At 65.9% G+C, this 23,111-nt stretch carries 19 protein-coding genes; 7 read left to right on the forward strand and 12 right to left on the reverse strand.

From position 1 onward, the window contains the following. Positions 1 to 7: 7 nt before the first annotated feature. The 4 genes from ACN6PJ_RS08965 to tssA form a co-directional block, all read right to left on the reverse strand. Positions 8 to 475 carry an Hcp family type VI secretion system effector gene (locus ACN6PJ_RS08965; protein ID WP_427995509.1) on the reverse strand — a complete coding sequence of 156 codons (468 nt, stop codon included), beginning with the start codon at positions 473 to 475 and terminating at the stop codon, positions 8 to 10. 70 nt (positions 476 to 545) lie between these two features. Beyond that, positions 546 to 2,048: a type VI secretion system contractile sheath large subunit gene (gene tssC / locus ACN6PJ_RS08970; RefSeq protein ID WP_427995510.1), complete on the reverse strand. Its 1,503-nt coding sequence runs from the start codon at positions 2,046 to 2,048 to the stop codon at positions 546 to 548. Between the two features lie 69 nt (positions 2,049 to 2,117). Beyond that, complete coding sequence (gene tssB, locus ACN6PJ_RS08975) at positions 2,118 to 2,666, reverse strand: type VI secretion system contractile sheath small subunit (protein WP_427995511.1); 549 nt, start codon at positions 2,664 to 2,666, stop codon at positions 2,118 to 2,120. A gap of 42 nt (positions 2,667 to 2,708) precedes the next feature. Next, the gene (tssA, locus tag ACN6PJ_RS08980) at positions 2,709 to 3,767 is read right to left on the reverse strand and encodes a type VI secretion system protein TssA (protein WP_427995512.1); all 1,059 of its coding nucleotides are present in this window, start codon (positions 3,765 to 3,767) and stop codon (positions 2,709 to 2,711) included. Between the two features lie 512 nt (positions 3,768 to 4,279). On the opposite strand from tssA, the gene ACN6PJ_RS08985 reads away from it, so the two are divergent. The 5 genes from ACN6PJ_RS08985 to ACN6PJ_RS09005 are packed head-to-tail and all read left to right on the forward strand — an operon-like array spanning position 4,280 to position 11,188. Further along, positions 4,280 to 6,667, forward strand: coding sequence for a type VI secretion system Vgr family protein (locus ACN6PJ_RS08985; protein WP_427995513.1), 2,388 nt, complete (start codon positions 4,280 to 4,282; stop codon positions 6,665 to 6,667). Positions 6,668 to 6,674: 7 nt separating this feature from the next. Further along, the gene (locus ACN6PJ_RS08990; protein WP_427995514.1) at positions 6,675 to 7,079 is read left to right on the forward strand and encodes a hypothetical protein; all 405 of its coding nucleotides are present in this window, start codon (positions 6,675 to 6,677) and stop codon (positions 7,077 to 7,079) included. Positions 7,080 to 7,082: 3 nt separating this feature from the next. Next, positions 7,083 to 9,704, forward strand: coding sequence for a DUF2169 family type VI secretion system accessory protein (locus tag ACN6PJ_RS08995; protein ID WP_427995515.1), 2,622 nt, complete (start codon positions 7,083 to 7,085; stop codon positions 9,702 to 9,704). Continuing rightward, positions 9,701 to 10,759, forward strand: coding sequence for a pentapeptide repeat-containing protein (locus tag ACN6PJ_RS09000; protein ID WP_427995516.1), 1,059 nt, complete (start codon positions 9,701 to 9,703; stop codon positions 10,757 to 10,759). The genes ACN6PJ_RS08995 and ACN6PJ_RS09000 overlap by 4 nt, the downstream gene beginning before the upstream one ends. A gap of 45 nt (positions 10,760 to 10,804) precedes the next feature. Next, positions 10,805 to 11,188 carry a DUF4150 domain-containing protein gene (locus ACN6PJ_RS09005; protein ID WP_427995517.1) on the forward strand — a complete coding sequence of 128 codons (384 nt, stop codon included), beginning with the start codon at positions 10,805 to 10,807 and terminating at the stop codon, positions 11,186 to 11,188. 14 nt (positions 11,189 to 11,202) lie between these two features. On the opposite strand, the gene ccsB is transcribed toward ACN6PJ_RS09005, so the two are convergent. The 3 genes from ccsB to ACN6PJ_RS09020 all read right to left on the reverse strand — a co-directional run bounded on the left by ccsB (position 11,203) and on the right by ACN6PJ_RS09020 (position 15,477). After that, positions 11,203 to 12,570, reverse strand: a complete 1,368-nt coding sequence (gene ccsB / locus ACN6PJ_RS09010) for a c-type cytochrome biogenesis protein CcsB (RefSeq protein WP_427995518.1) — start codon at positions 12,568 to 12,570, stop codon at positions 11,203 to 11,205. Between the two features lie 9 nt (positions 12,571 to 12,579). Then, positions 12,580 to 14,658, reverse strand: coding sequence for a cytochrome c biogenesis protein ResB (locus ACN6PJ_RS09015; RefSeq protein ID WP_427995519.1), 2,079 nt, complete (start codon positions 14,656 to 14,658; stop codon positions 12,580 to 12,582). Between the two features lie 117 nt (positions 14,659 to 14,775). After that, positions 14,776 to 15,477, reverse strand: a complete 702-nt coding sequence (locus ACN6PJ_RS09020; protein ID WP_427995520.1) for a c-type cytochrome — start codon at positions 15,475 to 15,477, stop codon at positions 14,776 to 14,778. Between the two features lie 221 nt (positions 15,478 to 15,698). Here ACN6PJ_RS09020 and yihA point away from each other — a divergent pair, with 221 nt between their 5' ends. Then, positions 15,699 to 16,322, forward strand: coding sequence for a ribosome biogenesis GTP-binding protein YihA/YsxC (gene yihA, locus ACN6PJ_RS09025; protein ID WP_427995521.1), 624 nt, complete (start codon positions 15,699 to 15,701; stop codon positions 16,320 to 16,322). Next, positions 16,319 to 17,335, forward strand: coding sequence for a porphobilinogen synthase (gene hemB / locus ACN6PJ_RS09030; protein WP_427995522.1), 1,017 nt, complete (start codon positions 16,319 to 16,321; stop codon positions 17,333 to 17,335). The genes yihA and hemB overlap by 4 nt, the downstream gene beginning before the upstream one ends. A 55-nt stretch (positions 17,336 to 17,390) precedes the next feature. Here hemB and ACN6PJ_RS09035 read toward each other — a convergent pair whose 3' ends face one another. The 5 genes from ACN6PJ_RS09035 to ACN6PJ_RS09055 all read right to left on the reverse strand — a co-directional run bounded on the left by ACN6PJ_RS09035 (position 17,391) and on the right by ACN6PJ_RS09055 (position 23,068). Beyond that, positions 17,391 to 18,275, reverse strand: a complete 885-nt coding sequence (locus ACN6PJ_RS09035; RefSeq protein WP_427995544.1) for a DMT family transporter — start codon at positions 18,273 to 18,275, stop codon at positions 17,391 to 17,393. A gap of 133 nt (positions 18,276 to 18,408) precedes the next feature. Further along, entirely contained in the window at positions 18,409 to 19,119 is a 711-nt protein-coding gene (locus tag ACN6PJ_RS09040) for an ABC transporter ATP-binding protein (RefSeq protein WP_427995523.1), read from the reverse strand. A 37-nt stretch (positions 19,120 to 19,156) separates the two neighbouring features. Continuing rightward, positions 19,157 to 20,929 carry an ABC transporter permease subunit gene (locus tag ACN6PJ_RS09045; RefSeq protein WP_427995524.1) on the reverse strand — a complete coding sequence of 591 codons (1,773 nt, stop codon included), beginning with the start codon at positions 20,927 to 20,929 and terminating at the stop codon, positions 19,157 to 19,159. Further along, positions 20,926 to 21,849, reverse strand: a complete 924-nt coding sequence (locus ACN6PJ_RS09050) for a branched-chain amino acid ABC transporter permease (protein WP_427995525.1) — start codon at positions 21,847 to 21,849, stop codon at positions 20,926 to 20,928. The genes ACN6PJ_RS09045 and ACN6PJ_RS09050 overlap by 4 nt, the downstream gene beginning before the upstream one ends. 31 nt (positions 21,850 to 21,880) lie before the next feature. Continuing rightward, positions 21,881 to 23,068 (reverse strand): ABC transporter substrate-binding protein, encoded by a 1,188-nt coding sequence (locus ACN6PJ_RS09055; RefSeq protein ID WP_427995526.1) that lies wholly within the window; start codon positions 23,066 to 23,068, stop codon positions 21,881 to 21,883. Positions 23,069 to 23,111 lie beyond the last annotated feature (43 nt).

Here is a 23,111-nt window from a genome sequence, read left to right on the forward strand (position 1 = left end):
GCCCGCCCTAGCCCACTTCCTTGTTCTGCTTGATGTCCCAGGCCACCAGGCTTTCGGCTCCCTTGCCGCCCTTGTCGGTCTGCTCCCAGTACTGCTGCTTGACCTTGGCCGCCTGGAACGCGAAGTTCACCACCACGCCTTCCGCGCCGCGGTCGCCCGAGATCTGCACCGAGGACACCAGCACGTCTTCAAGCGTGATCTTCGAATACTCGATCTGCTCGCCGCCCGCCTTGCACATGGACAGCTCGATCTTGCTGAGATGTTTGCCGCTGGCGCAGTGTTTCATCACGGCGGGCGCGGCCTTGTCGATGCGGGCCACCACGTGCAGGTCGTTGAAACTCGCCTTGCCCGCGCCCAGGCCGCCGCCGCTGGCCATATTGCCTGGCTGCGTGGCGCCCCACGAAAAGGACACGATGTCGGTCCAGTCCTTGTGGTTGGCATCCTTGGATTCGCCGTTGGCCCCATCGATTTTCATGAACATGTCCACTGCCACATCTGTCTCCTGGAGTTACCGGGCGCGGCTGCGCCCGTCTTGTCAGCTCCACTCAGCCTTCGTTCTGCTTGAGCGAAGGCAGCTTGGATACCAGCCGCAGCGACACCGTCAGCCCTTCCAGCTGATAGTGCGGCCGCAGGAAAAATTTGGCGGAGTAATAGCCCGGGTTGTCCTCGATCTCCTGCACCTGCACTTCGGCCGCCGCCAACGGCTTGCGCGCCTTGGTCTCCTGTGAGGAGTTCACGGGGTCGCCATCCACGTAATTCATGATCCAGTCGTTCAGCCAGCGCTCCATGTCGTCGCGCTCGCGGAACGAGCCGATCTTGTCCCGCACGATGCACTTCAGGTAATGCGCGAAGCGGCAGCATGCGAACAGATAGGGCAGGCGCGCGGCCAGCTTCGCGTTGGCGGAAGCGTCCGCTTCGTAGTAGTCGTGCGGCTTCTGCAGCGACTGCGCGCCGATGAAAGCGGCGAAATCGGAGTTCTTCCGGTGCACCAGCGGCATGAAACCGTTCTTGGCCAGTTCCGCCTCGCGCCGGTCGCTGATGGCGATCTCCGTCGGACATTTCAAGTCCACTCCGCCATCATCCGTGGGGAAGCTGTGGCACGGCAGGTTCTCCACCGCGCCGCCCGACTCCACGCCGCGGATCGACGTGCACCAGCCATAGAGCTTGAACGAGCGGTTCACGTTGGCCGCCATGGCATAGGCGGAATTGGTCCAGGTGTAGCGATCGTGGTTCGCGCCGTCGGTGTCCTCCTCGAAGTCGAACTCGTCGACGGGATTCGTGCGCGCCCCGTAGGGCAGGCGCGCAAGAAAGCGCGGCATCGCCAGCCCGATGTAGCGAGAGTCCTCGGACTCCCGCAGGCTGCGCCAGGCGGCATACTCGGTGTTGGTGAAAATCTTGGTGAGATCCCTCGGATTCGCCAGTTCCTGCCAGGAGTCCATCTGCATCACGTTCGGCGATGCGCCCGCGATGAAGGGGCAGTGCGCCGCCGAGGAGATCTTGGCGATCTCTCCCAGCAGTTCCACGTCTGGCGGACTATGGTCGAAGTAATAGTCGCCCACGAGGCAACCTATGGGCTCACCGCCGAACTGGCCGTATTCTTCCTCGTACACCCGCTTGAAGATCGGGCTCTGGTCCCAGCCCACGCCCTTGTGCCGTTTGAGCGTGCGGCCTAGTTCCGACTTCGACATGCACATCACGCGGATCTTCAGGAGCTCGTCCGTTTCGGTATTGGTGACGAGGTAGTGCAAGCCGCGCCACGCGCCTTCCAGCTGCTGGAAATCCGGATGGTGCATCACGCCGTTTATCTGTTCGGACAGTTTGCGGTCGATCTCGGCAATGATGGCCTGGATGGTGCGGTAGGCGTCCGACGACAGCCCCACGCCGCTGTTTTCCAGCGCCTGATGCGCCAGCGTCCGCACGGCATGCTCGACCGCTTCCTGCGCCTGTTCGGTCTTGGGTTTGAATTCCTTTTTCAGGAGCGCGGACAGGTCGTCCGCCTCCAGGGTCTCGACATCACGCGCGCCGGCGCGTTTGGCCACTACGGTCATGGCATTCTCCGAAAAGCGATTCGAGCGGAAGCTAGGGCCTATTCACCCTAAGGGGGTCTGATGCCGGCCCTAGGCGGCCGGAGCCGCGTCCGGGTCGTCGGAAGCGGGGGTTGCCTCCGGTTTCGGCGCGGCGGCCAGCGCATTCATCAACGCCGGATTCTTGAGCACGTTGCCGATCAGTTCCTCGGCGCCCGTCTTGCCGTCCATGTAGGTCAACAGATTCGCCAGCTGGGTGCGGGCGCTCAGCAATTCGTTCAAGGCGCCGACCTTGCGCGCGACCGTGGCCGGCGAAAAATCGTCGATGCTCTCGAACGTGATATCCACGTTCAGATTGCCTTCGCCGGTGAGCGTATTGGGCACCTGAAACGCCGCGCGGGGCTGGATGGAGCGCATGCGCTCATCGAAATTGTCGATATCGATATCCAGGAATTTGCGCTCGCCCACTTCCGGCTGGGGCGTCTCGGACTTGCCGGCCAGGTCCGCCAGCACGCCCATCACAAAGGGCAGCTGTATCTTGCGCTCCGCGCCGTAGATTTCGACGTCGTACTCGATCTGCACCCGCGGCGCGCGATTCCTCGCGATGAATTTCTGGCCGCTTCCCTTCAGGCTGGTCGCCATGGTGTCGTCTCCTCTTGTTGGTCCGGCGGCTGGTGGCCCGCCCTACGAGTCCTGCCGGCTTCCCGCTTCCCGCGGCAGCCATGCCTCGAATTGCTCCAATCCCTGGGGCGCCAGGTTCCTGATGATGTCGTGAAAGCTCATGGGGATGAGTTCCTGGGCGCGGCGGATGAGATAGGGCGCGGGATGGCCGGGCTCGTTGGCCTCGAAATACGCGCAGACCCTGGCCAGCATGGCCACGGCTTCCTCGCGCGATTGGATCGGCGTGTCCCGCCAACCCGTGCCCCCATCCGGGGAAATGGCATCGGCGCGCGCGCCCGGGGCGGGTGCCGCGCCCGCTTCCGCGTCGGCGGTGGAGGCTGCGGGCGACGATGCCGGCTGCGCGTCTCGCGTTGCATCCAGCACCACGTCCAGCGTGCGGAGGATGGCGGCATAATCGGGCGCCCACGCCGCGCCCAGCTTGTCTGTCACCAGTTTCTGCATGCGCCGCAGCGCTTGCGCGGCGGAGGCCAGCGCCATGACGTCGGCATTGCCCTGCGCCCAGGCCTGCCTCAGGCGCTCGACCAGGCGCGGGCGCCCTCCCGGATAGTTATCGGCATCCTGGCGGCTGCCATCGAGCAGCGCCTCGGTATCGCGCAACGTCAATTGCCCGTGCACCCCGCTGACCAGGTTCGCCGAGCGCACGCTGCGCGCGCAGCCCTGCATGTCGCCAAAGGCCGCCAGGGCGTTCATTCGAGGCATGGGGTCGTTTTCGCCGACGCTGTCCAGCCGGGGATGCACCGGCTCCCAGTAGCGTTCCAGGGTATCGACGGCAAGCGCCAGGCCATCGCTGTAGCCAGGCAGCCCGCGGATTTCGGTCCAGGCGGAGGTCAGAAGGCCGATGACGCGAAGGTCGCGCGTGCGTTCCAGCAGCGCGCGGGCCAGACGTTCGACTTCGCGCCAGTCTGGCGGCTGCGCGGCAATGATGGTCGAGCCGAACTGCTGTTCGTCCCGGCCCGCCGCGGCTTGCTGCAGCTGCAGGAAGTCTGCGTCGTATTCGAGGTCTTCCCCGCAGGGCAGACGTGAATCGAGTGTATTGAGGATATCGGCGAATTCCATAGTCATCACTTAAATGCCTGGGGATGCTGCCTTGATACAACCACTACGCTCCGCGCTGCGTCACGGAAGGGTGCATTCTAGGCATGTCTGTCCGCATGCAACGGCAACCTAACAACTACAGATTGTTCTTACAAACAGCTAACACCCACGTAAACAATTGAACACTTCGTCCCTCCTGTGTTGATCTTTTGACATATTTCTTACGCAACGCGGTTCGAGGGGCCCCGCGTGTTACCGAAGCGTAAAAAACACAAAAGCATGTGAGAGCGCTTCTCGGCCCTTTGGGGGCCTGCCTACAATCGGCGCTCACGCTGGCGGCAGACCGGCGCGCTTCCGATTCAGAGACAGACTTCCCCGGCGCCGGCACGCGCATTGCGACCGTGCCTGCCCTTTGCAAGCGGCCCCATTGCGTGGCCGATCATCCCTATGCAGTCATCGCGACCCGCCTTGTGCGCGGCCGCGAAACATCCAGAGCAGCAAGCGCAGCAACAGGCGAATTCTCATAAGGAGACGGTGAGATGGACCGCAACGTGCCAAGCGAACGCGTCGTCAAGGCGCATACGCCCCTGCCGCCCGAACAGCTGAAATTTCGCGGCATGCATGGCGCCGAGGGTCTTTCCCAGCTGTTCGAACTGGAGGTCGAACTGGTGTCGGAATCCTATTCGCTGGACATGAAATCGCTGCTGGGCAAGCCGCTCACGCTCGAGATCGAAACCTCGTCGGCCACGCCCCGCTACATCAGCGGACACATCACGCGCTGCGCGCTCGTCGGGCGCGAGAACAATACTTCACGCTACACCATCTATCGCGCCACGGTGCGCCCGTGGCTCTGGTACCTGACGCAGACCTCGGACAACAAGATCTTCCAGAACAAGAGCGTGCCGGACGTCATCCGCGAGGTGCTGAAGGACTATGACTATCCCGTCGAGTTCAAGCTCGTGGACAGCTACCGCAACTGGGAATACTGCGTGCAGTACCAGGAAACCGATTACGCCTTCATCTGCCGGCTGATGGAGCACGAAGGCATCTACTACTGGTTCAAGCACGACAAGGGCAAGCACACGCTGGTCCTTACCGACGACATCACCCAGCATGAACCCATGCCGGATTACGAGCAGATCCCCTATTACGGGCCCGATCGCATCACCACGCCGCGCGAGGATTACATCGATAAATGGGAAGTGGCCGAGCAGATCACGCCCGGCGCCTTCGCCACGACGGACTATCATCCGCTGACGCCGGCTGCCAGCCTGGAGGCGCGCCGCAACAATCCCGGCGCCCATGACCACGGCGACCTGGAAATGTATGAATGGCAAGGGGGCTACACCAACCCCGATGACGCCGAGCACTACACGCGGGTGCGGCTGGAAGACCTGCAATGCAGGAAGGAGCAGAACAGCGGCTCCTCCAACGCCCGGGGGCTTGCCCCGGGCCACCTCTTTACCCTGCGCAACCACCCGCGCCAGGCCGAGAACCGCGAGTACCTGGTCGTCAGCGCCTACTACCGGATCCGTGAATCGGGCTACGCCAGCGGCCAGCCCGATCCCGGCAGTTTCGAGCTGGAATTCGTCGTGCTCCCCTCCAGCACGCAGTTCCGCGCGCCGCGTCTCACGCCGGTCCCCCGCACGCACGGGCCCCAGACCGCCACGGTGGTGGGCAAGCAGGGAGAAGAGATCTGGACGGACAAGATGGGCCGGGTCAAGGTGCAGTTCCACTGGGACCGCTACGGCAAGAAGGACGAGAACAGTTCGTGCTGGGTGCGCGTGTCCAGCCCCTGGGCCGGCGGCGGCTTCGGCGGGATCCAGCTGCCGCGCGTTCGAGACGAGGTGATCGTCGACTTCATCGGCGGTCAGCCCGACCGTCCCATCGTGATCGGCCGGGTCTTCAACGCCAATAACCTGCCGCCCTGGGACCTGCCCGACAACGCGACGCAGAGCGGCTTCCTGAGCCGCTCCAAGAGCGGCACGCCCGCCACGGCGAACGCGCTCATGTTCGAAGACAAGAGCGGCAGCGAACGGATCTGGCTGCACGCCGAGCGCGAACTCTGCACCGAGGTCGAAGCCAACGAATTCCATTCGACGGACGAGAGCCGGACGACCACCATCGGCGACAATGACACCACCAAGATCGGCGGCAACCGCGACATCAAGGTCACGGGTACCGACAACCTGAGGGTCGAAAAGCGGCGCGACGTCTTCGTCAAGGGGCACGAGGAATACACCGTCAAGGCATCGCGCACCGTCAACGTGAAAGAAGGCCTGATGGACGAGAAGTTCGACAAGGGCTTGAAGACGACGGTCGCCGCGAAGGGCGAGGAGCGCGATATCACCGGGCCGTTCAAGGAAACGCTGAAGAACGGCGAGGAAGTCTACGTGGACGAAGGCGATTCGCTGCATCACGTAAAGACGGGCACCCTCACCGAGAAGGCCAAGGGCAAGGTCGAACTGCGTTCCACCGACGCGAACATGGACGTGAAGGCCAAGACCGCGATGCTGGTGCAATCGGAAACGGCCAATATGACGGCCAAGTCCAAGGGCGAGATGCATATCGAGTCGGAGTCCTCCTCTGCGAAGCTCAAGGCGAACGGGCAGATCACCCTTGAGACCCCCGCGGACATCGTGCTGGATGCGTCCAATGTCAAGGATCTGTCCAAGAGCAGCTGGCTGCAGGCGACGCCCTTTTCCGTCGGCTTGACCCTTGCCAAGGCGGAGTTTGGCGGATGGCGCGTCGCCTTGTTCCGGACCACCGTCATGCTGAACCTGTCGTTCACCAACTACGCCGTCGTCAGCAACATTGGACAAGTGACCTCGTTCCGGACCACGGGCCAGGGCTACCAGTTCGACGCGGTCGAGGCCAAAAAGGTGGGCCTGGGCGCGTCGATGGTGGGTCTCTGGAGCATACTCTGAGGCTGCCATGTCCGACTTCCTGGATGCCTGGCCGGGCTGGGCGAAATGGGTATGGCTAGTACTGCTGCTCTCCCTGGCGCAAGCGGCGTTCATGCTGTGGCGCGAGCGCCGGCGGCGCGCGGCGGGTCGCCGCGACGCGCAGCGACAGGCGTCCCTGCGCGGCAGCGGCCTGGCGAGCACGGCGCGCGTCGCCGCGGCGCGCGACACGCGCCGCCGCATCGGCGATACGCTGTACTTCATCATCGAACTGGACCTGGAGGTCGCCGCCACCGACGCCACTCCCGCGCTGACGCGCACGCTCAGCCTGCCGCTGTCGCCGCTGCATCTCGCCGACTTCAGCGCCGGAAAAACGATACGCGTGCGCGTGGATCCAGCGACGCATGACATCGCCGTGGACCAGGCCACCGGATAAGCCATGAAGACCCTCAAGCCGTTCCGCCTGGGCCTGCTCACCCGGCCCTACCGCTGGCAACGCCGCGACGTGCTGGGCGTGTCGGTATCCGCGCTGGTCGATATCGAGAAGTCGCCCATGCTGCTCATGGATCAGGAACTTTGGAAACTGGTAGGCGCGGAAGCCGGGGGCCTGCTGGATCTGGCCACCCCCAAGCGGCACCCGGAAGTGCTGGTCTCGGGCCATGCCTACCCGCATGATTCCAGCAACCCGGCAGCTTGCGCCGTGCGCCTGAAGGTCGGCGCCATAGACAAGTCGCTGCTGGTCTTCGGCGACCGCTATTGGCTCGATGGGCGGGCGACCGCCCCTCAGCCCTTTGAGCGCATGCGCCTGGACTGGAGCCGCGCCTATGGCGGCCCGGAGGTCGCCGAGAATCCGCTGGGCATCGGCGCCCGGGACGAAGACATCAACGGCGTGCGCGTGCGCCGCCTGCCCAATATCGAACACCCGCGGGAACGCATCCACGATCCGGCGCAGCGGGTGGCGCCGGCCAGCTTCGCGCCCTTGGCCATGGATTGGCCGCAACGAGCGGCGCACCTGGGCCGCGAGTACGGGCAACAATGGCTGGAGCATGATTTCCCCGGATTCGCGCCGGATATGGATTGGCGCTACTTCAACGCCGCCTCGCCCGACCAATGGGGGCCGGCGAACGCCGAGCTGGAAGGCGGCGCGGAGTATGGGCTGTGGAACATGCACCCCGAGCGTCCCGTGCTGCGCGGCCGGCTGCCCGGCTGGCGAGCCCGCTGCTTCGCCAGTCGAGAGGCAGACGGCGGCGCGCTTGAAGAAATTCCGCTGCGCCTCACCACGGCCTGGTTCTTCCCGGATCACTTGCGAATGGCGCTGATCTGGCATGGCGCCTTGTCCGTCCGCGAAGATGACGCCGCCGACATCCTGCACATCATGCCCGCCATGGAGCATGCCGGCCTGCCGCGCGACATGGCCCACTACGAGGCCGTGGTGCGGCAACGGCTCGATCCGGAGCTTGGCGCCGTCCACGCCCTTCAGGACGGGCAGCTCGTGCCGGAGGATATCTGCGGCGAACTGCCCCACGTCGATATGGACGCGGCGGTTCAGCGCCCTTCGAGCAAAAGAGTCTATGCAGGCGCGGCACGGCGCCATGCCAAGGAACGCGAGTCTTTACTCGCACAAGGACTGGATCCGGACTTATACATGCCGCCCCTGGAGCCGCCGCCCGCGTCGCCGAAACTGGCCGACATGCCGCAGACGGTCATGCGCTTGCGAGACGAGCTCGAAGAGGCCAAGCGCCTTGCCACCGGCCCCGCCGCGCGCGCGCTGGCCGATCCCAGCCTGCCGGCCATGGCTGAAGTGTCTGGCGTGGACGTCGACGCGCTGCGCAAGCTGGACGGCGAGGGCGAACCGTCTCCCGGTTTCGATCCCCGCAAGATAAGGCGGCATCTCGCCGAATTCGACGCCAGCCCCCACGCGCATGCCGGACCGGGCGCCGAAATCGGCTCGCCGCCTCCCCTTTCGCAGACGCTGACTCCCCAGGTTCATCAGGCCTACCAGCAGTCCGCGCACCATTTCGCCCCGCCCCCGCCCATGTCGCCGCTGCGCGCGCAACGCACCCGCCGCAAGCTGGAAGCACGCCTGAAAGGCGATCGGGACTGCAAGGACATGAATCTCACCGGTGCCGACCTGTCCGGCATGGATCTTTCCGGGGTCAACCTCCAACGCGCGATCCTGGCCGGCGCCAGGCTCATCGATGCCCGGCTGGACGGCAGCGACCTGACCGATGCCGTGCTGACCGGCGCCGACCTTACCCGCACGGGCATGCGCGGCGTCAACCTGACGCGCGCCAACCTGGGCCGGACCCGTTGCGTGCAGGCGGACTTTGCACAGAGCCAGGTCAAGGAGACGATCTGGGATAGTGCGGACTGCGAACGCTGCAGCTTCGTCGGCAGCACGTGGCAGCTGGGACGGCTGTACCAGGCGCGACTGCGCGATTGCGATTTTTCCCGCGCTTCGCTCGAACAATGGGCCGCCATGAGCGCCACGCTGGCGAGCTGCCGCTTCCAGCAGGCGCGGCTCGACCAATGCGTATTCATGCAGGGCGCGCTCGCCGACGCCGACTTCTCCCAAGCGGATCTGGTGCGCGTGAGTTTCATGGACGTGGATTTCTCGGGCCGCTTCAGCCTGGAAGACGCCACGCTCGACGGCTGCGCGTTTGCGGGGCGCGTCGAAATCCCCGGCGCCTGCCTGCGCCGCACGCGATTCAAGCAGGGCAGCGCGCGCGGCGCCATCCTCGATGGCGCCGACATGCGCGACGCCCAGCTGGACGCCAGCGACTTCTCGGCGTGCCGTCTGCGGGACGCCGACCTGACCGGCGTGACGGCGCCGAACACGCATTTCGTGCGCGCGGATTTCACGGGCGCCCGGCTGCGCAACGCCAACCTGATCAACAGCCTGCTCGGCAAGGCCGTCCTGTTGCACGCCGACCTGGCCGGCGCCAACCTCTTTCGCGCGGATGTTGCGCAAGCGCAGATGGACGGCAGCACCGGCCTGGGCGATACCTACACGCAGGGGGCCAAGCGCTGGCCAGCCCGGCAGCCGGAGAATGCCGCTTGAACCTCGACCGGTTGATGGACTGCGTGCAGCATGGCGAGCCAATAGAACACGTCAGCCTGGCCGGGGCGGAGCTTTCTGGCATGGACCTGTCGGGCGCCTTCTTCAATCACGTGGATTTCGGCGGCGCCAGGATGATCGACAGCCAGTTGCAGGACAGCCAGTTCCTCGGCTGCGACATGACGGACTGGAACGCGACCGGCGCCAACCTGGATATGGCGCGGCTATTCCGTTGCAACGCCCCTCGCGCGAAGCTCGATCGCAGCCGGATGCACGGCGCCAACTTCATGGAATGCGTGTTGGATGGCGCCAGCCTGGAGCGGGCCTGGCTGAAGGAATCCTCGTTCAACGCGACCTCGTTCGAGGGCGCATCGTTGCAAAGCGCCCGCCTGGACCGCGCGGTGTTCTCGAAAAGCGCATTGGCGCGCGCGGACCTGTCTCAGACCCAGGTGAGCTTTACGCTGTTCCATCAAATGGATCTGCGCAGTTGCATGCTGGCGGGCGCCAATGCGGAAAGCACCATGTTCATCGAATGCGACCTGAGCGGCCAGGATTTCGCCTCGCAAGCCTATCCGCTTTGTCATTTCACGGACTGCAAACTGGATGCGGCGGATTTCCGCAATACCGACCTGCGCCAGGCGGGTTTCAAGGGCGCCTCGCTGCGCGGCGCGCGCTTTGCCGGCGCATCGGCCCCGCAGAGCCTGTTCCCCCTGGCCGATTTGAGCGGGGCCGACCTGCAAGGAGGCCGCTTCGACGGCGCCATCTGGGTCGAGGCGACCCTGGACGGCGCGTCCTTGCGCGGCGCCAGCCTATGCCTGTGCGTGTTTCAGCGCGCGCGCTGCGCCGGCGCCGATTTCCGCGGCGCTCACCTGGCCGATGCCGATTTCTCGCTGGCCGATCTCGACCGCGCCGACCTGCGTGATGCAACGTTCATGCGCACGCGCATGCACCGGGCGTTGACCCAGGGCGCCCGGTGGACGCAACGCCACGGCATCATCGAAAACGACGCGCCCTTGCTCGAAGCCGAACTGTGGTCGGCGGGGCGCGCAACGGGCTGACCCGGCGCGGCACCGCCGCGCCGCCATCGAACTAGGAGGAATGACATGCTCGCCGTCTGCCAATTGCCCAGCCTGGCCGTGGGATTTCCCGACGTCTGCAAAACGCCCGTGCCGCCGGTGCCGCATATCGACACGGCGACGTCGTCGATGGGCGTCCCGGTGGTATGGAACGTATGGCTGATGTGCGCGCCCGTGCACAATCTGGCCACGCCGGTGCCCGTGACGCTGGGCGACACCGCGGGCGTGGGCGGCGGCGTGATCTCGCAGACCTTCATGGGCCAATCGCGCTATATGACCGGTGCGTACAGCATGCTCGTGCGCGGCGCGCCCATCGTCCGCATGACCAGCCTGACCCTGCAGAACAACATCAACGCGCCCGGCTTCAAGGCCTTCTCGTCGCAGCCGGTGATGGTCGTCATGACGGCGTGACGGGAAGGGCCCGGCTACAGCTCGCCGTAGGAGTGCAGACCCGACAGGAACATGTTCACGCCCAGGAAGGCGAAACCCGTGATCAGCAGGCCCGTCAGCGCCCAATAGGCCGCCATGGTGCCGCGCAGCCCTTTGATCAGGCGCATGTGCAGCCAAGCCGCGTAGTTGAGCCAGACGATCAGCGCCCAGGTCTCTTTCGGGTCCCATTGCCAGTATGCGCCCCAGGCGTCTGCCGCCCACAGCGCACCGAGAATGGTGGCAACCGTGAAGAACGCAAAGCCGACCGCGATGGCGCGATACATGATGTCGTCCAGCACTTCCAGCGAGGGCAGCGCCGCGGCGATGCGGCGGCGCCCCAGCAGGATGGCGCCCACGATCACCGCGCCCAGGCCGAAATACAGCATCCAGGTGGCCGACAGGCCGTCGGTGCGGAACACCATGGGTTCGGCGCAAAGCAGCACGCCCAGCACGAACAGCGGCGCCAGCCTGGCCCAGGAAGTGGTCTGCCCATGCTGCTTGATCAGGTAGGCGAAACCGACCATGGCGGCCAGCGAGAAGGTGCCGTAGCCAATGAAATTGGCCGGCACGTGCAGCTTCATCCACCAGCTCTTCAAGGCCGGCACCAGCGGCTGGATCTGCCCCGCGTCGCGCGTGAACGAGTACCAGAGCAGGAACACCACGGCGGAAGTCACCACCAGCAGCACGAAGCCGCCCAGCGCGCGCGTGGCGTACTTGCGTTCGTAGTAGAGGTAGAACAGCGCCGTGATCAGCGAAAAGAGCACGAACACTTCATACAGGTTGCTGACGGGAATATGGCCCAGGTCCGGCCCCATCAGGTGCCCCTCTCGCCAGCGCACCAGCAGGCCCGTGCAGCCCGCGAATACCGCCCCCCAGGTCAGCGCCGTGCCCAGCCAGGCTGCCGTGGGGCTGAAGACCCCGATCCAGTAGCAGACCATGGCCAGCGCAAACAGCGCGCACATCCAGAGAATCGCGGATTGCGACGAGAACAGGTACTTCAGGAAGAACACCTGCTCGGCGCGGGCCAGATCGTTGCCATAGAGCATCAAGGCAAGCCCGGCCGCGATGGCACAGGCCACCATCAGGCGGCGCAGCGGACGCCATAGCCAGCCCATCCAGGCCAGCGCCGGAACGGTGCCGCACAGGATGATCTTTTCGTAATAGTCCATCGCCCCGCTATAGCGGGTCAGCGCGAAGGCGGCGCCCGTCGCCAGCAGCAGGAAGAAGACGATGTCGGTCCAGTCGGGCTTGCCGCGCTGCGCGCGGCCGTCGCCCGTTTCGGACAGGCTGTCCTGCCAGAGCAGTTCCGGCGACGCGGTCAGCGTTTCCGGCTGCGTGGGATGCGTGGTGGTCGTCGTGGACATAGGGGAACCTTAAGACCTCTTCTGGCGCAGCAGCGCCTGCTTGAAGCGTTCGAACTCCTGATTGAAGTCCAGTGTACGCTTCTGGGACGTCATGGCCGCCAGGACGCTGCTGCCGCTGTCTTGCGGCTTGATCCAGATCCAGATGCGGCGGTCTCGAATATAGAACATCGCGAAAACGCCCAGGACGAGCAGGAGGCTGCCCAGGTACACGGTGTTCTTGCCCGGCGTGCGGCTGACCTGGAACACGCTGGCCTGCACGTGCTTGAAGTCCGCCAGCGACAGGAATACGGGCGCCGGATACACGGTCAGGTCCGACAGCGCGGCCACGGCCAGGCGCGACCAGACCGCGGCGCGCTCCCCGTCCTGGCCTTCGGCGGCCACGGGCGGCAGGCCGGCCCGCTCGCGCTCGATGGCGCGCAATTCGTTCATGCTGGCGCCGATCAGCCGTATCACCACGTCGGCCGCCCGCTCCAGGTCCTGGGAAGGCGTATTGGCCTGCAGGAACTGCGCCACGGCCTGCAGGCCGCCCGACGCGAAAGTATCCAGGGCCCGCTCCGCGGCCGTCTGCAAGGGCTGGCGATCCGTCCCCGACGGACTGTTGCGCTCCGCGAAGCGGCGGGCCGCCAGTTGCCGCGCCTCCGGATCGGCCAGGGTGGCGCGCAGGCGCATGAATTCGGCGATCGAGCTGTCCTCGTCCGCCGGGATGCGCAGGTAGCGGAACGGTTCGGACGCGTTGTTGCGCACGCCGGCCAGGAACACGCTGGCGCCGTCCAGCTGGACGGGCAGCATGTAGTTCTGGAATTCGTGGGCCTGGCCGGCGTCGTCGATCAGCTTGTACTCGATGCTGGGACCGACGTTGCGCAGGTTCTCGTTTTTCTTGCCGGCGGCGCTGCCGGACACCGACGCGACGTGCTCCGCGAAGCTCTGGCTGGCCCCTTTCGGTTCGCCACGGGTCAGGTCCTCGACGTTGATCGGCCGCAGGGCCGTGATCTCAACGCCCATGCCGCGCGGGCCGGAAGCCGTGTGAGCGGTCACTTCGGTTTTCTTGCCCACCGTGCCGTCCACGGTGAATGGGGTGTCATTGGAACCTACCAGCGGATAGCCTTTCAACGCGACCGTGCTGCCGCCATCGTCGAAACTCGATTGGTAGACCGTCATGCCCTTGAAGCGCAGCGGCTCGTTGACCTCGATGGTGGAATCGAAAGTCTTGCCGGTATCGGGATCGGTGACCTCTACCTCGCTCAGGAAGCGGCTGGGCATGCCGGTGGAGTAGTAATCCACCACGAATTTCTTGAGCTTCAGCGTGAACGGCATCGGCTGCACCAGGGCGCCGTCGCCCACCATCACGACCGCCGTGCTGGCCTGCCCGCCCTCGGGCACCAGCACGCTGGCGCGGAAACTGGGATTGTCGACCGACAGGCGCCCGCTTTCCGGGACCTCGGAGATGAGCATGTTCTCGACGATGGGCTTCTTGCCCCCGAACATGACCTGCAGGCGCACGGGCAGTTCGCTGTCCAGCAGGCCGCCGATGCAGATGATGACCATGGCCGCGTGGGCGAATACGTAGCCCAGGCGGTTCGCGCTGCCCTTCTTGGCCGCGAGCAGCACGCCGTCCTGGTCCCGGCGTTCGCGCACGGCGTAGCCCAGCTTGCCCAACAGGGCCTTCAGGCCCGCCACGGTCTGCGGCACGTCGGTGGGCGCTTCCGTTTCGACGCGATGCGGGAAGGCGCGCAGGCTGCTGGCCCGGACATGCTCGCGAAACGAACGCGCATCGCGCAGCATCTTGGGCGCGTTGCGGATCAGGCAGACCGAGGTCGACACGACCAGGAACCCCATGATCAGCAGGAACCACCAGCTGTTGTAGACGTGCCAGATCGAGAACTTGTCGAATACTTCGAACCAGAACGGCCCGAACTGATCGATATAGTTGCTGGACGAGCGGTTCTGCTGCAGCACCGTCCCCACCAGACTCGCCACGCAGATGAACATCAGCAGGCTGACGGCGAAACGCATCGAGCCCAGCAATTCGAAAAAATCGCCGGGCAGGGTGCGGAAAGAGGGGCGGGTATGTGTTCGGGTCGAATTCATGAAAAAAGGGGGGCCGCGCTGTCGGCTACCCCCCTCATAGACAACGCGTAGCGGAACGAGGTTCCGCTACGCTCGGTTGCAGAACGCGGACCGGCCGCGCACGTTGCGGGCAAGCGCCTACCGCAAGCCGGCCGCGTAATCCGACACCGCCTTGATATCGGCATCCGACATGCGGTCGGCAATGGCGAACATGATGTCGTTCTTGCGGTCGCCGCTGCGGAACAGCTTCAGCTGCTCTTCGATGTACGTCGGGAACTGGCCCGACAGGCGGGGGTACTGGGCGGGCATGCCCGCGCCATTGGCAGAATGGCATGCCGCGCACGCGGGGACATTGCGTTCGGGCAAGCCGCCTCGCCAGATTTTTTGACCCAGATCAACCAGGTTCTCGTGGCCGGCCGTGGCCGGCTCCTTGAGGGGTTGCTGCGCCAGGTACAGCGCGATGTTCTGCATGTCGGCCGGCGTCAGGTTCTGCGCCATGGCCGTCATCGGGGTGGGATTGCCTTCCGGGCCGTTGCGCACGGGCACCTTGGCGCCGGGCTTGACCTGGAAGTCGGCCAGCTGCTTGGCCAGGTATTCGTGCGGCTGGGCAGCAAGATTGGGATTCACCGGTATGGTGCTATTGCCCGCCGCGCCATGACAGGACGCACAGGCAATGATGCCCCTGGCCGCATCGCCCTGGTCAAACAGCTGCCCGCCCTTGGCGGCATCTGGTTTTACCGGGCCCGCGGCGCCTTCGGCGGCGAAACTCGTAGTAGATAAGGCGGAGGCGCCGAGCAACAGCCCGCTCGCAACCAACATCCGGGACAGCACACGCTTCATGAAGACCTCGACGATCACATCGATCAAGGCGCAAAAAGGCGCCCACGCCTGCCCCGCACACCCTGGAAAACCGTATCGAACCTCATTTGCCCATTCTGCCTGCCAAGTTGCCGCTGGCACCTAAACAGTAAGCAAAAAAGACGGCTCCGCGCACGGGGACCACTGTTGCAAACGCCGGATTATACAATAGGGCTCGAAACCAACCGTATCCAAAGCCATCCGTGTCCCTCCTACATCGCGCCTCCTTCTTCACTTCCGCGGCTCGCCTCGACCAGCTGCCGGCCGCCGGCGCCCCCGAGGTCTGCTTTGTCGGCCGCTCGAACGCCGGCAAATCCACGGCCATCAACGTGCTGTGCAACCAGCGCCGCCTTGCGTTTTCCAGCAAGACGCCGGGCCGCACGCGGCTGATCAATATGTTCGGCCTGCCCGACCCCCTGGATCCGGAAGGCCACATCGGCTTTCTCGTCGACCTGCCCGGCTACGGCTATGCGTCCGTGGCCCGCGACGAAAAGGAAAAATGGGCGGACATCCTGGGCGGCTATCTGCGCGACCGCGAATCGCTGGTCGGCATCGTGCTGCTCATCGACATCCGCCGCGGCGTCACCGAACTGGACCGCCGCCTCGCCAATTTCATCGCCCCCACCGGACGCCCGGTGCTGGCGCTCCTGACCAAGGCCGACAAGCTGCCCTACGGCCAGCGCATGCGCACCGTCTTCTCCGTGCGCAAGGACCTGGCCGACATCGGCGCCCTGCACACCGTTCCGTTCTCGGCGCCCGAGCGCATCGGCCTGGAAGAGGCCGGCACGCACATCGAAAACTGGATTTCCCCCAAGGTCGTACCATGAACCCGCAGATCATCTCCCCTGAATTCCCGGTATCCCGCCCCCGCCGCCTGCGCCGCGACGATTTCACCCGCCGCCTGGTGCGCGAGAACGCCCTGACGGCCAACGATCTGATCTATCCCGTGTTCGTGGCGGAAGGCACCGGCCTGCAGCAAGCAGTGCCGTCGCTGCCCGGCGTGGTCCGCTATTCGCTGGACACGCTGCTGCCTGTGGCCGAGGAATGCGTGGAGCTCGGCATTCCGGTGCTGGCGCTCTTTCCCGCGATCGACCCCGCGCTCAAGACGCCCGACGGCATCGAGGCGACCAATCCCGACGGCCTGATCCCCCGCATCGTCCGCGAACTGAAGCAGCGCGTGCCCGAGCTCGGCGTGCTGTGCGATGTGGCGCTGGACCCGTACACCAGCCACGGCCAGGACGGCGTGATCGACGAGAACGGCTACGTCATGAACGAGCCCACGGTCGAGATCCTGGTCAAGCAGGCGCTCACCCAGGCCGAGGCCGGCGTCGACATGGTCGCGCCCAGCGACATGATGGACGGCCGCATCGGCGCCGTGCGCCGCGCGCTGGAAGCCAAGGGCCACATCCACACCCAGATCATGGCCTACTCGGCCAAGTACGCCAGCGCTTTCTACGGCCCGTTCCGCGACGCCGTCGGCTCCGCGACCAATCTGGGCAAGTCCAACAAGATGGCCTACCAGATGGATCCGGGCAACCTGGACGAGGCGCTGCGCGAAGTCGCGGCCGACCTGCAGGAAGGCGCCGACATGGTCATGGTCAAGCCCGGCATGCCGTACCTGGACGTGCTGCGGCGCGTCAAGGACACCTTCCGCGTGCCCACGTTCGCCTACCAGGTCAGCGGCGAATACGCGATGATCAAGGCCGCCGCGGCCAATGGCTGGCTGGATCACGACAAGGTGATGATGGAAGCCTTGCTGGCGTTCAAGCGCGCGGGCGCGGACGGCATCCTGACGTACTTCGCGATCGAAGCCGCGAAGCTGCTGAAGAGCCAGCGCTGATCCCGCCGCGGGCAGCGGGCCGCCTTCGCGGGCGTCGCCCGCGACGCCCGCCGCATTACCCCTTCGCGGCCGCCTCGCCGCGCGCCACCGGCGCGGCGCGCCGCAAGCCCAGCCACGTTCCGCCCAACACGCAGGCCAGCCCGGCCACGTGCGTGGGCGTGACGTGCTCGTCGAGGAACAGCGCAGCGAACAGCAATCCGAAAATCGGCAGCCAGTTCACGAACAGGGCCGCGCGGCTGATGCCCAGCCTGGCGATGCCGGCATTCCACATGATGTTGCTGACCCCCGACGCGATCACGGCCGAGAACAGCAGGACCAGCCACGGCCACCAGGCCATCTGCCACGTATCGGCCTGGTACGACGCCGGCGTCAGCGCCGCGTGCACGACCAGCATCAGGCCGCCGGCCAGGTACATGTACCAGAGCATCCCCAGCGGATCCATCATGCGCGACATGCGCTGGATCACCAGGCCGCCGCAGACGAACACCAGGACGGCCAGGAACACGATGGCGTCGCCCCACCCCGTCAGTCCGAACTGCGCGCCGCTGCCCGCCACCACCATCCCGACGCCGAGCAGGCCCAGCAATGCTCCCGAGATGCGCACCAGCGTCAGCTTTTCGCGGTAGAACAGGGCGGCGAGCAATGCGGACAGCAAGGGGCTCGTGGCCATGATTAGCGTGCCGTTGGCGGCCGAAGAGAACCGCAGGCCCGACACCAGCGCCACCTGGTGCGCATACACCACGAGGAACCCCGCCAGGGCGACCCAGCCCAGCTCCGCGCGGCCCAGCTTGGGGACGCGGCCGCGGCGGGCCTTGATGATGAGGGTGACGGTGATGAACGCGATGACGATCCGCACGGCGGCCAGCGCCTGGATGTCCATGTGCAGCGTCAGGTATTTGACCGAGACGATGTTCAGGCCCCACGTGGCCATGACGAACATCAATTGAAGATAGATAAGACCTGTTCGGTCCTGGCTTGCATCAACTGTTGGTGACGTCACGGCGCCGGCCTGAGGGGTTGGACGCGCCGCCCACGCGGCGCAGCGGACATGGTAGCGCGCCTCGCGCGCGGACTCAATGCGCGCCGAGGTATGCCGCGCGCACGCTGGGATCGCGCAGCAGCGCCGCTCCGGATCCGCTCAACGTGATGCGCCCCGTCTCGAGCACGTAGGCCCGGTCGGCCACGCCCAGCGCCTGGTTGGCCATCTGTTCCACCAGCACGATTGTCAGGCCGTCGTCGCGCAGCTTGCGGATCGCGACGAAGATGTCTTGCACGATCAGCGGCGCCAGGCCCAGGGAAGGCTCGTCCAGGCACAGCAGCCGCGGTTCGCTCATCAAGGCGCGCGCCATCGCCAGCATCTGCTGTTCGCCGCCGGACAAGGTGCCGGCAAGCTGGTCCCGGCGTTCGCGCAGGCGCGGAAACAGCCGGTAGCCGCGCTCCACCCCTTCGGCCACCGCCGCCGGTTCCCGCCGCCGCAGATAGGCGCCCAGCACCAGGTTGTCGTAAACCGTCTGGTCGGCGAATACGCCCCGGCCTTCCGGCGACAGGGCCAGGCCCAGGCCGACTCGCAGGTGGGCCGGCACCTGCGTGATGTCGCGCCCGTCGAACGTTACCCGGCCGCCCTGCAAGGGTTCCAGCCCCGCAATGCCCTTGAGCAGGGTGCTCTTGCCCGCCCCGTTGGCGCCGATGATGGTCACGATCTCGCCGGCGCGGATCTCCAGCGACACGTCGCGCACCGCCTGGATGGCGCCATACGAAATCTGCACGGATTCTAGTTTCAGCATCGTCTTACGGCCTGTTCATGCGCATTGGGGCCTGGCCTCAGGCCATGCCGGTCCCGAGATAGGCTTCGATCACCCGCTTGTCCGCCTGTACCTGCGCAGGCTTGCCCTCGGCGATCTTGATGCCGTAGTCCAGCACGATCACGTGATCCGAAATAGCCATAACCAGGTCCATGTGATGCTCGACCATCAGCAGCGTGATGCCGCAGGCGGTGCCGACGCGCACGAGCAGTTCGCCCAGCTCCGCCGTCTCCTGCGGGTTCAGGCCCGCCGCCGGCTCGTCCAGCAGCAACAGCGTCGGCTCCGTCGCCAGGGCGCGCGCAAGCTCGACCCGCCGCTGCAGCCCGTAGGGCAGGCTGCCCGCGGGCGTGCCGGCCAGATGAGCCAGGCCGACCATCCGCACCAGCCTGTGCGCGTGTTCGCGCGCCCGGCGCTCTTCGGCGCGAGCCCCCGGCAAGCCCAGCAGCGACGCCCAGAATCCGTTCTTCATGCGGCTATGGCGGCCCAGCAGCACGTTGTCCAGCACCGATAGATCGCCGAACAGGCGCAGGTTCTGGAAGCTGCGGCCGATGCCGAGCGCGCAGATGGCATGCGCACGCTCTCCCGCGATATCCGTGCCGCGGAAACGGACGACGCCGGCATCCGGAACGACCACGCCGCTGAGCATATTGATGAGCGTGCTCTTGCCCGCGCCGTTGGGGCCGATCAGCGCATGCACGTGGCCGCGCCTCAGGCAAAAGGAAATGTCCTGCGCGGGCTTCACGCCGCCGTACGCCTTGGAGAGATTCTCCACCACCAGAAGCAGGTCCTCCTGGGAGGGGGCATGCCGTTGGCGCGCGACCGGCGGCGCCGCCTCGCCGCCTTTCTCCGGCTGCGCATCCGCGGCGCGGCGCGCTCGGGGCGAAAACAGTCCCATGACGCCGCCTGGCATGAAATAGAGCGCGAACAGCAGCAGCGCGCCATAGAAGAAGTGCTGCACCGACGGCCAGCGCGCGAGCAGCGCATCGATGATGGTCAGCGCGATGGCGCCGACAGCCGGCCCCGCCTTCGACCCCGCGCCGCCGAACAGCACCAGCAGCAGGATGAAGATAGACAGATTGAAAGTGATGAAGTCCGAATTGATGTATTGGTTCTGCTGCGCCACCAACGCGCCGGCGATTCCGCAGGTGACGGCCGCCACGACGAACGCGATGACCTTGACGCGGTATACCCGGACGCCCACGGACGACGAGGCGATTTCGTCCGCCTGCACCGACAGCAGCGCCCGGCCGAAACGCCCGTCCAGCGCGTTGCGCAGCAGCAGCTGCGTCGCCACGCAAAGCGCGAGCGCGAACCAGACCCACTGCTGGTTGGTGAACGGATCGCCCCGCCAGGTCAGCGGCATGATGCCGAACAGCCCCGACGGCCCCCCGAAGACGTCTACCCATTCGGTGACGATCTTCTCCACGACAATGCCGAACGCCAGCGTCACCATGGCCAGGTAAGGTCCCTTCACGCGCAACGAGGGCAACGCGATCAGCACGCCGAACGCGCCGGCCACCACGGGCGCGGCCGCCAATGCAAGCCAGGGGTCGATCTGCCAGCGCGAGGTCAGCAGGGCCGCCGTATAGGCGCCCGCCGCGAACAGGCCCGCCTGGCCCAGCGACTTCTGGCCCGCATAGCCCACCAGCACATTCACGCCCGCCGCGCACAGGTAGTACACGCAAGCCATGAACACGATGCGCAGGTAGTAATCGTTATCCACCAGCGCCGCGAACACCGCGAACGCCGCCGCCAGCGCCACGGTAATCAGGGTTTGTCCGTGCCGCTTCATACCTTCTCCACCAGTCGCTTGCCGAACAGGCCGGTTGGCCTTACCGCCAACACCAGTATCACCAGTCCGAAAACCGCGACCTCGCGCCACTGCGACTGCCACAGGTTCACATACGACTCCAGGATCCCCAGCACGAAGCCGCCCAGCACGCAGCCGCGCGGATTGGACAGCCCCCCGATCATGGCGCCGGAAAATCCTTTGAGCCCGATGGCCAGGCCCATGAAGATCGACGCGGAGGTGATCGGCGCGACCAGAAACCCCGCCAGCCCCGCCAGCGCCGAGCTGGCGAAGAACGCCCCCGTCATCACCGCGTTCACATTGATGCCCATCAGGTTGGCCACCGCCGGATTCGCGGCCACGGCCCGCATGGCTTTGCCCAGCACCGTGCGGTTCATGATGCGGTCGAACAGCACCATGATGGCCACCGCCACCGCCAGCAGCAGCAGCTCCTGGCTGCGCACGCCGGCGCCGAACACCCGGATGACCTCGTCGCCGAACGGCGCGGGCACGGTGACGGGCGCCGGCCCCCAGACCGCGAAGGCCGCGCTTTGAAGCAGGATGCCGAAGCCCAGCGTGCTCATGACCCAGGCCATCCCGGGCCGGGAGGCGAACGGCTTCACGCCGAACGCATACAGCAGCACGCCCAGCAGGCCCATCGCCAGCACGGCGGCCAGGCCCGCCAGCAGATACTGCCAGCCGCTCAGTTCCAGGCCTGTGAAGGCCGCCGTCGTAACCGGCTTCCCCGCGAACAGGAACAGGGCGCCCACCCCCACGAACGCGCCCACGGACACGAACTCCCCATGCCCGAAGTTCAGCGTCCGGGTGGTGGTGAAGGTAATGCTGAATCCCAGCGCCACCAGCGCGTACGCGCCCCCCACGGCCAGGCCGCTGACGAGCGCCTGCAACAATGTCGCCAACATGATGGCCCCTTGTTCCTGTCGCTGCCCGCGCCTACTTCGAGGCGGCGGCGGTCACGTCGTCGGCGTAGGGAACCAGCTTGCCGTCCTGCCAGTGCGCCCACTTGTAGTCGCCCACCAGCAGCGCGTCATGCACGGTCGCGGAGAAGGGCTTTTCGTAGGTTTTCATGGCGCCCTCGTAGGTGCCCTGCAGGTTCTCCAGCGCCAGGCGCACCTTCTCCCCATCGGTGGAATTGGCCTGTTTGATCGCGATGCCCAGCAGGTTCATGCCGTCGTAGGCGTGCGCCAGAAAGCCGAAGGCGGTGGGCGAGGTCATCTTGGCCGACACGCGGTCGTACAGCTTCTGCTGCGCGGGCGTGCGGTTGTCGGTGATGGTCCGCAGGAAGAAGGGCTTCTCCGACAGCGTCTTGCCCGCCGTATCGTAGAACGCGATGTTGTCCGCCGCCCACGAGGTCAGCGTCAAGGGGAACCAGTCGATCTTCTCCATGCTGCGGAACACGTGCGCGATCGGCGTGCTCTGCGCCCAGATCACCACCGTGTCCACCCCCGCCGCCTTCAGCTTGTTCAGCTGCGACGTCATGTCGGTGTCGGCCACGCCGAACTTCTCCACGGCAACCGCCTTGACGCCCTGCGCCGCCCCGACCTCCTCCAGGTCCTTCAGCGCGCTCTGGCCATAGCCGGTGGTCTCGATCAGGAAGCCCACGTTCTTGACCTTGGGATTCTTCTTCAGGTAGCCGATCACGCCGTCCACTTGCTCGCGGTCCACCATGCCCACGCGGAACATGTAGTTGGCGGCGCCCGCGCGCACGGGCTTGGTGATGTCGGTGCCCGAACCGATCGCGCCCATCACCGGGATCTTTTTCTGGTTCGGAATGTGCTTCCAGGCCAGCGCATTGCCGGAATTGGTCGGCCCCACGATCGCCACGACCTTCTCGTTGTCGATCAGGTCCGTCATGTTCTGGATCGACTTGGGCGGCTGGGACAGGTCATCGCGCACCACCAGCACCAGCTTGCGGCCCAGCAGGCCGCCAGCCGCGTTGATGTCGTCGATGGCGGTGCGCAGCCCCAGCACCGCCGCCTGCCCGCTTTGCGCCGACGGCGAGGCCGACAGATCGCCGTTGAAGCCGATCTTGATATCCTGGGCCTGGGCCTGCGCGCCGATGGCCAGCGCGCATAGCACGGCGGCCTTCGACAAGGTGGAGAAAATCCCCGTTGCTTTCATCGCTGTCTCCTGTGTTTTTCAGATGTGCTGCAAGTCGATGATG

It is taken from the genome of Achromobacter sp., assembly GCF_050285585.1.
Classification (GTDB): Bacteria; Pseudomonadota; Gammaproteobacteria; order Burkholderiales; family Burkholderiaceae_B; genus Achromobacter.

Excerpts from the sequence above, each read along its gene's own strand:
- ACN6PJ_RS08965 (WP_427995509.1), bottom strand. The coding sequence starts at position 475 with ATGAAAATCGATGGGGCCAACGGCGAATCCAAGGATGCCAACCACAAG.
- tssC (WP_427995510.1), bottom strand. The coding sequence starts at position 2,048 with ATGACCGTAGTGGCCAAACGCGCCGGCGCGCGTGATGTCGAGACCCTG.
- tssB (WP_427995511.1), bottom strand. The coding sequence starts at position 2,666 with ATGGCGACCAGCCTGAAGGGAAGCGGCCAGAAATTCATCGCGAGGAAT.
- tssA (WP_427995512.1), bottom strand. The coding sequence starts at position 3,767 with ATGACTATGGAATTCGCCGATATCCTCAATACACTCGATTCACGTCTG.
- ACN6PJ_RS08985 (WP_427995513.1), top strand. The coding sequence starts at position 4,280 with ATGGACCGCAACGTGCCAAGCGAACGCGTCGTCAAGGCGCATACGCCC.
- ACN6PJ_RS08990 (WP_427995514.1), top strand. The coding sequence starts at position 6,675 with ATGTCCGACTTCCTGGATGCCTGGCCGGGCTGGGCGAAATGGGTATGG.
- ACN6PJ_RS08995 (WP_427995515.1), top strand. The coding sequence starts at position 7,083 with ATGAAGACCCTCAAGCCGTTCCGCCTGGGCCTGCTCACCCGGCCCTAC.
- ACN6PJ_RS09005 (WP_427995517.1), top strand. The coding sequence starts at position 10,805 with ATGCTCGCCGTCTGCCAATTGCCCAGCCTGGCCGTGGGATTTCCCGAC.
- ccsB (WP_427995518.1), bottom strand. The coding sequence starts at position 12,570 with ATGTCCACGACGACCACCACGCATCCCACGCAGCCGGAAACGCTGACC.
- ACN6PJ_RS09015 (WP_427995519.1), bottom strand. The coding sequence starts at position 14,658 with ATGAATTCGACCCGAACACATACCCGCCCCTCTTTCCGCACCCTGCCC.
- ACN6PJ_RS09020 (WP_427995520.1), bottom strand. The coding sequence starts at position 15,477 with ATGAAGCGTGTGCTGTCCCGGATGTTGGTTGCGAGCGGGCTGTTGCTC.
- hemB (WP_427995522.1), top strand. The coding sequence starts at position 16,319 with ATGAACCCGCAGATCATCTCCCCTGAATTCCCGGTATCCCGCCCCCGC.
- ACN6PJ_RS09035 (WP_427995544.1), bottom strand. The coding sequence starts at position 18,275 with ATGTTCGTCATGGCCACGTGGGGCCTGAACATCGTCTCGGTCAAATAC.
- ACN6PJ_RS09040 (WP_427995523.1), bottom strand. The coding sequence starts at position 19,119 with ATGCTGAAACTAGAATCCGTGCAGATTTCGTATGGCGCCATCCAGGCG.
- ACN6PJ_RS09045 (WP_427995524.1), bottom strand. The coding sequence starts at position 20,929 with ATGAAGCGGCACGGACAAACCCTGATTACCGTGGCGCTGGCGGCGGCG.
- ACN6PJ_RS09050 (WP_427995525.1), bottom strand. The coding sequence starts at position 21,849 with ATGTTGGCGACATTGTTGCAGGCGCTCGTCAGCGGCCTGGCCGTGGGG.
- ACN6PJ_RS09055 (WP_427995526.1), bottom strand. The coding sequence starts at position 23,068 with ATGAAAGCAACGGGGATTTTCTCCACCTTGTCGAAGGCCGCCGTGCTA.